General features: G+C 62.9%; 11 protein-coding genes. 5 read left to right on the top strand and 6 right to left on the bottom strand.

From position 1 onward, the window contains the following. Positions 1 to 45 precede the first annotated feature (45 nt). Positions 46 to 381: an RcnB family protein gene (locus AB3X86_RS23755; RefSeq protein ID WP_368592082.1), complete on the top strand. Its 336-nt coding sequence runs from the start codon at positions 46 to 48 to the stop codon at positions 379 to 381. Positions 382 to 481: 100 nt separating this feature from the next. On the opposite strand, the gene AB3X86_RS23750 is transcribed toward AB3X86_RS23755, so the two are convergent. The 4 genes from AB3X86_RS23750 to AB3X86_RS23735 form a co-directional block, all read right to left on the bottom strand. Then, positions 482 to 1,738 (bottom strand): MFS transporter, encoded by a 1,257-nt coding sequence (locus AB3X86_RS23750; protein WP_368597908.1) that lies wholly within the window; start codon positions 1,736 to 1,738, stop codon positions 482 to 484. Then, positions 1,735 to 2,298 carry a GAF domain-containing protein gene (locus AB3X86_RS23745; protein ID WP_176121525.1) on the bottom strand — a complete coding sequence of 188 codons (564 nt, stop codon included), beginning with the start codon at positions 2,296 to 2,298 and terminating at the stop codon, positions 1,735 to 1,737. Before AB3X86_RS23745 ends, AB3X86_RS23750 begins: the two co-directional genes overlap by 4 nt. Before the next feature lie 39 nt (positions 2,299 to 2,337). After that, positions 2,338 to 3,765: an MFS transporter gene (locus AB3X86_RS23740; protein WP_368597907.1), complete on the bottom strand. Its 1,428-nt coding sequence runs from the start codon at positions 3,763 to 3,765 to the stop codon at positions 2,338 to 2,340. A gap of 68 nt (positions 3,766 to 3,833) precedes the next feature. After that, entirely contained in the window at positions 3,834 to 5,618 is a 1,785-nt protein-coding gene (locus tag AB3X86_RS23735) for a gamma-glutamyltransferase family protein (protein ID WP_368597906.1), read from the bottom strand. 223 nt (positions 5,619 to 5,841) lie between these two features. Here AB3X86_RS23735 and AB3X86_RS23730 point away from each other — a divergent pair, with 223 nt between their 5' ends. Continuing rightward, a complete protein-coding gene (locus tag AB3X86_RS23730; protein WP_368597905.1) occupies positions 5,842 to 6,519 on the top strand; it encodes a FadR/GntR family transcriptional regulator in 678 nt (225 codons plus the stop codon). A 42-nt stretch (positions 6,520 to 6,561) separates the two neighbouring features. On the opposite strand, the gene AB3X86_RS23725 is transcribed toward AB3X86_RS23730, so the two are convergent. Further along, positions 6,562 to 7,887 carry a type II toxin-antitoxin system HipA family toxin gene (locus AB3X86_RS23725; protein ID WP_368597904.1) on the bottom strand — a complete coding sequence of 442 codons (1,326 nt, stop codon included), beginning with the start codon at positions 7,885 to 7,887 and terminating at the stop codon, positions 6,562 to 6,564. Positions 7,888 to 7,889: 2 nt separating this feature from the next. Beyond that, a complete protein-coding gene (locus AB3X86_RS23720) occupies positions 7,890 to 8,375 on the bottom strand; it encodes a helix-turn-helix transcriptional regulator (RefSeq protein ID WP_368597903.1) in 486 nt (161 codons plus the stop codon). 921 nt (positions 8,376 to 9,296) lie between these two features. On the opposite strand from AB3X86_RS23720, the gene AB3X86_RS23715 reads away from it, so the two are divergent. The 3 genes from AB3X86_RS23715 to AB3X86_RS23705 all read left to right on the top strand — a co-directional run bounded on the left by AB3X86_RS23715 (position 9,297) and on the right by AB3X86_RS23705 (position 11,817). Beyond that, positions 9,297 to 9,674, top strand: coding sequence for a hypothetical protein (locus AB3X86_RS23715; RefSeq protein ID WP_368597902.1), 378 nt, complete (start codon positions 9,297 to 9,299; stop codon positions 9,672 to 9,674). A gap of 11 nt (positions 9,675 to 9,685) precedes the next feature. Then, entirely contained in the window at positions 9,686 to 9,901 is a 216-nt protein-coding gene (locus AB3X86_RS23710; RefSeq protein WP_368597901.1) for a hypothetical protein, read from the top strand. A 350-nt stretch (positions 9,902 to 10,251) separates the two neighbouring features. Beyond that, the gene (locus AB3X86_RS23705; protein ID WP_368597900.1) at positions 10,252 to 11,817 is read left to right on the top strand and encodes an alpha/beta hydrolase; all 1,566 of its coding nucleotides are present in this window, start codon (positions 10,252 to 10,254) and stop codon (positions 11,815 to 11,817) included. Positions 11,818 to 11,838: the final 21 nt, after the last annotated feature.

The raw sequence follows: 11,838 nt of genomic DNA, 5'->3' as shown, positions 1-11,838 counted from the left end.
CACGTGAATGCCCGGAGGTTTCTTCCACCGCACGGAGGTTCGAACATGAATAATCGCTTTGTTGCGCAACTCGTCGCCTTGTCGTTTGCCGGGGTGTCGGCGTTCGCGATTGCGGCTGGACCGCAGCCGCAGGACGAGGGCGGCCAGATGGCCGGTACTGGCCGTCAGCAGGTGATGCCGTCGATTCCGCATCGTGACTGGCATAAAGGCCAACGTGTGCCGGCCGAATACCGTCATTACAATTTCATGATGGACGACTGGCGCGGACACGGCCTCAATGCGCCGCCGCGCGGGCATAAATGGCTAGGCGTCAATGGCGATTATGTGCTCGTAACGACGAACAACTGGACCATCTCCAACATCGTCGCCGGAAACGAGTAATGCTTCATCCTGGTGCCCAGGTAAGCCGGCGACCAGGATTTAGCGCCGGGTCCTGGGCATTTCTTTGACACGACATCATCTCGTCATGGACGCTATTGATTCATTGTTGCGTATCGTATAGCCGGTCAGGAACGAACAATGCAGTCACGCCGCTCAAAAAGAACACCGCGCCGACCACGAGAAAGCCGAGTCCGATCGAGAACTGCGTCGCGATAAAACCAATGACGATCGGCGCCGCCCCCGAACAGAAGCGCCCGAGGTTATACGAGCCGCCCACCGCGGTGCCCCGCACCGACGTCGCGAAACTCTCGGACATGAACGTGCCGATCGTGCCGAGCGGCACGCCGTACAGAAAGCCGAAGAAAAGCATCAGCGTAGAAATGTTGTCGCGCGTGTGCCAGAAAATGATCACGGGCAGAAACAGCGCCGCACCGATGCAGCCGAGCACGTACACGCCGCGCCGGCTCCAGCGATCACCGAGCCAGCCCGCGAAGATCTTACCGATGAAGGCGACCACGTACGTGCCGATCATATAGCCGGTCAGCGAACTGAACTTGATGTGCAGTTCTTTCTCGAGATACGTCGGCAGCCAGTTGTTCAGACCGTAAAAGCCGGACAGCACGAAGATCGACGCGAAGGTCCACAGGATGAACATCGTGCGTGCCTGGCGGTCGCGGAAAATCTGCGCGTAGCGATTGTCGACGAGTCGCGTCTTGTTCGCGCGGTCGGCGGCCCGGCTCGCGAGCCATGCGGCCGGTTCGGGAACCGCGAACTTGATCGCGAACGCGAGCAGCACCGGCACGGCCGACACGTAGTACAGCGTGCGCCAGCCATACTGCGGCAGGATCCAGCTGCTGAGCGCGATCACGACGATATAGCCGGCCGAAATGCCGGTTTGCAGCATGCCGAGCACCAGCGAGCGCCGCTCGGTCGGCACGTATTCGGCCACCAGCGTGGTGACCAGCACCATGCAGCCAATGCCGAGCGAACTGATGAAGCGCACCGCCGCGAATTCGATGAAGCTGTGCGTGAACCCGAGCATCCCCGCGCCGAGTGAGAACAGCGCGAGCGCCCACGCGACGACGCGCACGCGGCCCAGACGATCGCTCGCCCAACCGCCGGCGATACCGCCGATCGCCATGCCGAGCAAGGTCAGACTACCGAGCGCGCCCGCTTCGACGTTGGTCAGCCCGAAGTCGTCCTTGATACGCGACAGGGTGAGGCCGTACATCATCACGTCGGCGCCATCGGCGATCAGCGCGAGGTAGCCGAGCAAGAAGACCAGCACCCAGCGGCCTTGCGAGACGACCGGATGGGGCACGGCTTGATAGTGTTGCAGATCGGATGGTGTTTTCATGAACGCGCGACGCAAGCGGGGGATTGCGTACTCTGTTTGATGAGAGCGGGGGCAAGGAAGGCGCCGATCAGCAGGCCCATGCTTTCATGGCGGCTGGTGTACCAGCCTTCCTCGTGCGTCAGGTTCATCGTACCGATGCACACGCCGTCATAGGCGATCGGGATGTTCAGGATCGAGCCGAGACCCATACCTATCATCACTGCATGATCGTCGAAGGCCTCGCGAATGCCTTTCGACGTGGCGGCGCGAAACGGCTTCAGCTCCTGGAGTATCTGCCGCGCCCACGCGGTGCCTTGCTTCCTTTTGCGGCCGCCCAGTGGATAGACGTCCGGCATGTTCGTGTAGACCCGTTCGACCTCGTGTCGCTGCGCATCGTAGGACATGATCGTAATCAGGCTCAGGCCTATCGCCTTTGCCGCCACCGCGTGAACCGCGCGGAACAGCTCAAGTGGTTGGCCTTTCACGCGCATCGCCAGCGCGAGGCGTTCGAGGTCCGCGATATCCAGCATCTGCGTATCGTGCGGTGCGGATTCGGTCAGGTTGCCTTGCATCGTTTGCATCGCGTTTGGATTGGGAAATGTGAAGAGTCGCAGTGCGATTCAGCTGTGCATGCGGGTGGAGTTCAACTGGCCTCGCGCGTCGTGAGCCGGTTCGAGTTCGCTCGCTTCGATATCTTCGAGCGAGCGGTTGCGCGTTTCGATGCCGAGGAAGAACACCACGCATGCGCCGATCACCAGCACCGTCGTGGTCATCGCGAACACACCGAGAAAGCCGAACAGCGGATAGACGAGCCCGACGAGAATCGGCGCGCTGACCGAGCCGATGCGGCCGAACGATGACGACGAACCCGTGCCCGTGGTGCGCACCGCGGTCGGAAACACTTCCGGCGTATAAGCGTAGACGCCGGCGAATGCGCCGTTCATGAAGAACGACAGCGCGATGCCCGCGGTCATGATCTGTATGCCGGTGTGAGAAAACGCTAGCGTGATCGCAGCGAGCCCGCCGAGCAGCATGTAGGAAGCGACCACCGCCTTGCGCCCGATTTTCTCGTTGAGCCACGCGGCCGAGAAGTAGCCGGGAATCTGCGCGCCATAGATCGCGATCGAATAGCCGAAGCTCTTCGTCATCGTCAGTCCTTCCTTGACCAGCAGGCTCGGGATCCACGAGAAGAACGAGTAGTACGCGAACGCAACCGAGAACCACATCAGCCAACTGACCGTGGTCGTGCGCGCGAGTCGCGGCGACCACAGCGCGAGCACGTTGCGCCACGCGTTGCCGCGCTTCGGCGTCGAGGCCGGCGTGGGCACCGCGTGAAGCGCGTTGGCCACGCTCACGGGAGCAAGCGCAATGCCGCGCTCGACGAACGCCGCCTCGATGCGGCCGACGATGCCGTTCGCCTCGGCCGCGCGGCCTTGGCTTTCGAGCCAGCGCGGCGATTCGGGCAGCGTGCGGCGCCACCACAGCAGCATCACGACGGGCAGCGACGTGATCACCGCCAGATAGCGCCAGCCGTCGGCGAAGTTGCGCACCACCGCGAAGCCGAGAATCGACGAGGTCAGATAGCCGAACGACATGAAGCCGACCAGCGCGCCGCAGAAAATGCCGCGATAGCGGCGCGGCACGAACTCGGCGAGAAACGGCGCGATCACGACGGTCTCCGCGCCCGAACCGAAACCCGCGACGACGCGCAATGCGAAGAACGTGTGCCAGTCTTGCGCGGTTGCGCTCGCGAGCGACGCGACGCAATAGATGGCGAGCGCGCTCATCATGATGCGGCGGCGGCCGATCACGTCGGCGAGCACACCAGACAGGAATGCGCCGAAAAAATAGCCGATATAGGTGCTGCTTGCGACCAGCCCGGTCTGCGCGCTCGTCAATTGCCACAGCTTGCTGACGACCGGCAGCAGGAACGCGAGCGACGACGAATCGAGTCCGTCGAACATGTACCCGAGCCCGCCGATCAGCAGCAGTCTGCGGTGAAAGCTCGATAGGGGAAGTCTTTCAAGACGGGCAGCGACGGCGGACACGGCAACTTCTCCTGAGGAAATCGCGCGACGAGGTCGCGCGTTCTGTGCTGATGGCTGCTTCGGGCCGCTTATCGACCGATCGCGTAAGCCTGCATCTGACGCGGCGTGGCCGCGCCTCGCATCAAACCGTTGCGGATCGCGACCGCGCAGACCCGGCCGAGCGCCCACGGCTCCGCGACGGTGAGATCGTGGCCGCGCGCGCGCAGTTCGGCGAGCGTGCTGTCCGGAAAGCGCGACTCGGCGGACATCTTGCCAAGCTGCATCACGCGCGGATAGAACGAGCCGGGGAAGTGCGCGGTCTGGAACGACGGCGCATCGGCGGCGGCCTGGAAGTTCATGCCGCCATGTACGTGCTTGAGGAACAGTTGCAGCGACCACTGATCCTGCTGGTCGCCACCCGGCGTGCCGAAGGCTGCGTACGGCTTGCCGTCGCGCGTGACGAGGGTCGGCGACAGCGTGGTGCGCGGGCGGCGGCCCGGGCCGAGTGATGAAGGCAGGCCTTCTTCCATCCAGAACATCTGCGCGCGAGTAGTCACGTTGAAGCCGAGACCCGGCACCGCCGGCGATGCCTGCAGCCAGCCGCCCGACGGCGTAGCCGACACCATGTTGCCCCAGCGGTCGACCACGTCGAGATGCACGGTGTCGCCGCGCAATTCGGGCAGTGGAGCGAAGGTCGGCTCACCCTGACCGAAGCCGCCGGCCTGCTCGCGCCCCGCGTTCGCGACGATGCGCGCGGCGCGTTGCTCGCTGTCGCCGAGCAGCCCGGGCCGGAATTCGAACGACGCGCGGCGCGGATCGATGAGGCGACGCCGCTCGCCGTTGTATGCGTCGCTGAGCAGCACGTCCATCGGCACATGGGAAAACGCCGGGTCGCCGTAGAACACTTCGCGATCGGCGAATGCGAGCTTCGAGCACTCGATCACCGTGTGCACGAAATCGGGTCCGAGGGGGTCCATCGCGCTGAGATCGAAGCCCTTCAGCAGCGCGAGCTGCTGCACGAACATCGGGCCCTGGCCCCACGGGCCGGTTTTGTGCACGCGCATGCCCGCGTAGTCGTACGACACCGGGTCTTCGTAGGTCGGCTCCCAGCGCGCGAGGTCGCCCGCATCGAGCAGGCCGCTGTTGCGCAGGCCCGAGGTGTCGAGTACGGCGGTCGAACGGAAGTACTGGTCGATCGCGTCGGCGACGAAGCCGCGATAGAAGGCATCGCGCGCGCGTTCGCACTGCTCGGCGCGATCGCTGCGTGCGTTCGCCTCGCGCAGGATGCGCTTGTAGGTTTCGGCGATCGCGGGATTCGCGAACAACTGGTTCGGCATCGGCGCCTCGCCGTTGCGCAGCCATTGCTCGGCGGAGGTCGTCCATTCGGTGCGAAAGAACTCCTGAATCGCGAGAATCGACGATGCCATGCGCGGCAGCACGGGATAGCCGCTTTCCGCGTAGCCGATCGCATAGCTCAGCACGTCTTCGAGCGGCAACTGGCCATAGTCGCGCAGCAGCGCCATCCACGCGCCGAACGCGCCCGGCACGACCGCGGGCAGCAGGCCCGTGCCCGGCACCACGTCGAGCCCCATCTTGCGCATCCGCTCGATCGTCATGCGCGCGGGCGTCACGCCCTGTCCGCACAGCACGCGCACGCGTTCTTCGCGCGCACTGTAGAACACCACCGGCAGTTCGCCACCCGGACCGTTCAGATGCGGCTCGACGATCTGCAGGACGAAGCCGGCGGCAGCGGCGGCGTCGAACGCATTGCCGCCTTTTTCGAGGACCGCCATCGCCGATGCGCTCGCGAGCCAGTGCGTCGAGGCCACCATGCCGAAGGTGCCGATCAGTTCTGGACGGGTTGTAAACGACATGCGCGACTCCTTGGCGACGACGGCTCCGAACGATTCGAACCAATGTTTAATGGTTCGACTGTAGAAAATGAAAGCGTAAGTCTAACGAAGCTGGGTTGCACCCGGTGTTAACCCGTAAATTGCGAACCAGTATAGCGAAATCAAAAATCACCGGGTGCTGCCGTGTCAAGTCGCTGCGATTCTGGTATCGTTGAGACCAACACAGATTGGTTCACGGAATGACATGGAAAAACCGGTACTGGGTGTGCTGCTCGACTACATCGCCGACCATCGGTTGAAGGACGGTGACGCGCTGCCGCCCGAACGAAAGCTCGCCGAAGAACTGGACGTGAGCCGCCGCGAGTTGCGCGCGGCGCTCGCTTCACTCGAGGCGTCGGGGCGCGTTTGGCGCGGCGTCGGCCGCGGCACCTATCTGGGCGCGCGGCCGCTGAAGTTTGCGCCGACGCTGCGCGGCCTGCGCGCCGGTACAAGTCCCGCGGATATCGCGGAAATGCGGCTGTTGTTCGAGCCGGCGCTGGCCGCGCTGGCCGCTACGAAAGCGAGTGGGGACGATCTGCAGGAACTGGAGAAATGCGCACGCAAAAATGCCGCCGCGAAAAACGACGAAGAGTGGCAGCAATGGGATCATCGTTTTCACTTGCTGATCGGACATGCGACGCGTAATCCCGCGTTGATCGCTTTGATGGAGGTGATCAACGGCATGCGGGTGAAGCCGGAGGTTCGCGAGAAAACGTCCGCGCAGGAGACGCGGCAGTTTTTCGCGCAACAGCATCAGGCGATCGTCAATGCGCTGAAAGCGCGCGATGCGGACGCGGCCGCGCAATGCATGCGCGAGCACCTGCTGAGCGTGCAGTGGCGTGCGTCGGCGAAGACCGATGCAGCGGCGGCGCGGCGTGCGTGAGGTTGCCGTGGTGCCGCGCGCTGCTCAGGCGATGGCGGAGCTTTACTGCGCAAGCTTCCGGTTCAGCCGGCGCATGCCGTCGAAGACCGCATCGGCCACGTCCAGCGGAAAATCGGGGGGCAGTCGCGACGAGACGGTATCGATCACCGTCTCCGTTTGCGCGCTCAACTGATCGATCAGCGCATCGACATCGGTGGCGGAAAAGCCCACGCGCTGTCCTTCTGCGACCCAATGCCGGCGCTGGATCTGATTGAGCAGGTAGTGGACGTTCTTGCCGCGAACCGCCATCGCCAGTTTCACTTTTTGCGCCGCGAGACGTCCCGCACCGCTGCCGATGATCGGATGCGCGGACAGCACGTCGTAGAGCGGCGTGGCTTCGTAGCGATTGCCGGGCAGATGCGCGATGCTGAAGTTCTTCGCGTGGCCATCGGTCGCGGCAAGCAGCCAGAAAACCAACTGCGTCGCGAAGAAGTTGCGGCGGTCCGTCGTCGCGCGGGCGGAGCCCGCGAGTATCTCCATGATCGCCTCGATGCCCGGTCCGCCGTCGGACTCGTACTTGTGCAGCGCCGACGTACCAGTGGCCTGGCACATGTCCTCTTGCGGCAAACGCACGATCCACGTGGCGTCGCTCGACAAACGGCGATCGAAGCGCTCGACGATCAATACCTTCTGTTCGTCGAATCGCGCAATTTCGCAGCGCGCGACCGGGAGGCCGTAAGCCGCGACGATCCGCGAGCACAGCCATTCGTTTTCCACCGACGTGCGCATATCGGCGCGCATGTTGCCGACGAGCCCGAGCGGCAGCTTGAAGATGTGCGTGGTCGGCGTGCTGCCTTCGGGCAGCAGCCAGCGGTTGTGATGACGGAGCAGCGCGGTTTTTTCCTGCGCACCGGCGATCGACAGACGCAGGTCTTCGAGCGGATCGTGCTGCCCGAGCGGCGCCGCCGTCGTCGTGCCGCGCAGCAGCGCCGCGATGTCGCTGTCGCTGAGTTCGCGGCCGTGGATGCTCGTCAGGTCGCTCGGCTCTTCGTCCGGCGGCAGCAGTTGCAGAGCGCCGACGCAGTCGCGTCCGAGCGTGGTGAGCAACGCAAACGGCGCGGTGCTGCCGGTCCGGTAGCGCGCGGCGATACGGCGCCGGATCGGTTCACTGTCGGGCAGCAGATTGTCGAAATAGTCGGCGACGATCTGGCCGCGATACGGTTGATTGCCTGGTGTGAACGGCAGCGACAGCGATAGCGGGCGTCCTTGCGGATCGTCAATCCATTCGTCGGCATAGGTCAGACGTTCGGCGCTGCGTGCCGTTTCCCAGGCGCCGACCCGCAGGCCGTTCATCCATAGGTTCAGACGGTTCGGTGTGCTGCGCGCCATGCTTACCAGTCCTCCCGTTTCTTGCTCGTGCTGGCCGCTTTGGTTGCCTTGGCGGGCTTGACCGCTTTGGGCTTTTGGGCGGTGCTGGCGGATTTGGCCGCTTTGGCGTTGGTGCCCGATGCCTGGGCTGCGGCGCGGTCGCTGGCCTCGCCGGGCGATGTCGTCGCCGCGCGCTGCGCCGCAGCTTGCGCGCGCGTGGCGCGTGTGGCGCGTGTGGCGTTGCCTTTTGCTGCGGCCGGCGGCGCGTCTTCCACGGCCACGCTTTGCGTCGATCCGCTCGGCGTGAGCTTCAGATCGACCTGCAAGACCCGTAACACCCTGAAGAGCCGTTCGACGCTGACGGCCGAGGGATTCGCTTCGAGTTGCGCGTAGGTCTGTTGGGTGACGCCGAGATGGGCGGCCATCGCGGTTTGAGTGAGCCCGGCGGCCTTCCTGAAGCCCTGCAGGATAGGTCTGAGCTGGCTCAGTGTCTTGATCGCGTAGTCCACGGTGGATCTCCGGTTCGGCTGCGGCGGCGTAACAGGTCAAAACCTGTAAATTGCGGATACAGTCTATACCCTGTATTTCGTAAATACAAGCTAAAGACTGTTAATGGTGAGCGCGGATTCATTTGAAACGCTGTCCCCTTCACGCTAGCCATCACGCAACTAACGGTCAACCGCGCACCGCCACCCCTTCGCTGCTGCGCAGCCAACCGCCGCAGGCAAGGTGTGCTCGACCGGAGCCCCGTTAGCCGGCGGACGACGGCCTGAGATCCGCTGGTCACCGATGAAGACGATGGACAAACGCATCAATAGAAAATCGCATGCAATGCCAGAACAAGCGTCTCGAACGTAAATCGACAGATTCACATCGTTTTCAATTAATGCGATCCAATCAGGAAGACGAACATTCACGAAAGGAAGAAGAAACCGTGCTCGGATTGCGTGGATAGAACACTGAATAGCCATCGATAAAAATCGCTAGCAATATCGCCAGCGCCCAATCGAGCGCAGGAAAACCGCTGAATGTTGACGCGCATTGCATCGCACTCGTTTCGCTCGTCGAATGAAATTGACACAAATTTCACGCGGCGTGCATCGAGCGGAAATGAGCTTGGAAATTGCAGAAAAGGCTGTAGACTCTATAGCGTGTGTTACGCGGCGATGCCAACGCGATTCCAATTGTTGCGCGCACATAGCATGTGTGCAAATCACTCCAATCCGTCACGAGATTTTCTGCCATCAAGGTGTCTATTCGCTGATACGACTCAACGCTAATAGAACCTGAACCGGCGAACTACGCCGACCGATGAACTTGAAAGGAGAATCGACGAGACCCACGGACCACTCTTCCAAATAACGCGATCGACACCGCCGGATGCGGTCGCCGGCCGGCCGCTGGAGAACATAACTTCCCTGGAGTATGTGATGATAAGCAAACCACAATGGCGAACGCTGTTATCCGCGACTTTTCTGTCGCTGGCCATGATGGGCAACGTCGCGCGTGCGGAAAACATTCCAATCGTCACGGGCCAGCAATGGATGCAGTCGACCGACGAGCAGAAGAAAGCGTATCTGGTCGGTATCTCGAATGTGATCGACATCGAGCGCGCCTATGCCGGCAACACGGCGAACAGCAATGACATCGCGCAGCGCTTCGGCAAGGGAATGCAAGGCCAGACACTCGACAGCGTGCGTCAAGGCCTCGACAGCTACTACGCGGCCAATCCCACGATGATCCAGCACCCGGTGATCGAGACCCTCTGGTTCCAGATGGTCGTGCCCGGCCTGAAAAAAAATCAATAAGGAGAACGATCATGAGACGACTTGGGTGGATCTTCAGTATTGGCGCGCTGGCTGCGATGATCGGTTGCACGGACATGAGCCCGCGGACGCAGGGAACGATAGGCGGCGCGGCACTCGGCGCGGGCGCCGGTGCGGGCATCGCGGCGATCTCTGGCGGCGACGCGTGGACCGGCGCGATCATCGGCGGCGCGGCGGGCGGCGTGGCCGGCAATATCCGCGGCCGTTAGTCATTGCCAGCGAGCAGGCGAGCCGGGGCGCGACACGGATTGCGTCCCGGCTTTTCGTTATTGACGCGCACGGCCCGATGATGTGGCCTTGATGGGCAGCACATAGGCGTCGGGCGAAGCGAGCTCGGAAGCGTCGCTGGCATATCTTGCCTCTCCAGCATGCCGTGCCAATCATCCGGTCATACACAGTCTTCGTCGATGCCGCGCCGCGCTCGGACGACAACGTTTGAACCGCTGATTAAAAGCCCTTAGGATATCCACACCTGAAGCCGTCGCGATGACGGCATGCTCACACCACGCAGAGAGCAGCCTGCGCGCGGTGCAACCTTCACCTCATCAAGAGAACACGAATGCTGCGCACGTCGCTGAAGGTAATAAAGATAAGTGCATGGGTTCTGGTGCTGCTGGCGGTGCTCGCATTGGGACTACGTGCGTGGTATTCGCAGCGCGGGCCAGAGCTGTCGGTATGGCACACCTATGTGCCGCGCGAAATGACCGTCGAAGAAATGGACACCGCCGACTGGAACGCGTACATCAAGGCGGAAAACCGGATTTTCGAAGACGTGCGCGTCAATGTCGTCGATAAGATCCGGCCGTCCGAGCGCATTGCGGCGAACCGTTATTACGAGGGCTCGCCGATCTTTCCGTGGAATTTCGCCGAAAACTGGAATCGCTCGTACATTCTCGAACCGTCGGGCCCACCCGTCGGTGCGGTCGTGCTGCTGCACGGCATGACGGATGCGCCGTACAGCATGCGGCATATCGCGCGTCGATATCGCGATCGCGGTTTCGTCGCGATCGGCATCCGCTTGCCGGGACATGGCACGGTGCCGGCGGGGCTCACCGACGTGCACTGGAAGGACTGGACCGCGGCCACGCGGCTCGCGGTACGCGAAGCGCGACGTCGCGTGGGGCCGGACAAGCCGATCGAGCTGGTCGGGTTTTCGAACGGCGGCGCGCTCGCGCTGCAATATGCGCTCGACGCGATCGAGAATCCCGCGCTCGCGCGTCCGACGCGCGTCGTGCTGATCTCGCCGATGATCGGCGTTACGCGCTACGCGCGCTTTGCCGGTCTCGCCGGATTGCCCGCGGTGCTGCCGGCCTTCGCGCGCGCCGCGTGGCTCGGCATCGTGCCGGAGTTCAACCCGTTCAAGTACAACTCGTTTCCTGTAAATGGCGCGCGGCAGTCCTATCTCCTCACGAGCGTGATTCAGGAACAGATTGCGCGCCTCGAGCGCGAGAACCGGCTCGATTCGTTGCCGCCTATTCTGACGTTCCAGTCGGTGACGGATTTCACGGTCAGCACGCCGGCGGTGATGTCGTTGCTCTACGACAAGCTGCCTGAGAACGGCAGCGAAGTCGTGCTGTTCGACGTGAACCGCAGCGTGCGTTTCAGGACCTTCCTACGCAACGCGTCGTACACGGCGCTATCGCGACTGCTGCGCATCGGTCCGCAGAACTATCGCACGACGGTGATCGCCAACGTGTCGCCGGATTCGGCGCATACCGTCGAGCGCAGCGTTTATGCGGGAGAAGTGCAAAAACGCGAGAAGCCGCTGGACATCGATTATCCACAGGATATTTTCTCGTTGTCGCACGTGGCGATTCCTTTCCCGATCACCGACGCACTGTACGGCATCGCGCCGGACGATTCGGAGAACTTCAACGAGAACCTCGGCACGCTCGCGCCGCGCGGCGAACGCGGCACGCTGATTCTGACGCTCGATTCGATGTTCCGCATCGCGTCGAATCCGTTCTTCCCGTATCTGCTGCAGCGGATCGACGAAGGCATCGGCAAAATGCCGCCGCCGGTGGTCAAGTCACCGCCGCGCACGCACGAAACGGCAGCCGGTCCACCCGACGAATTCGCGGCAGACCTGAACGCGCTCGAGGAGGCCGGCTCGGACGAGCCTTGAGGTGTGGATCGCCATCCGCTT

Origin of the sequence: Paraburkholderia sp. BR14374 (assembly GCF_040948685.1) — a bacterium.
Lineage (GTDB): Bacteria > Pseudomonadota > Gammaproteobacteria > Burkholderiales > Burkholderiaceae > Paraburkholderia > Paraburkholderia youngii.
This window is presented reverse-complemented; position numbering and strand designations above follow the sequence as displayed.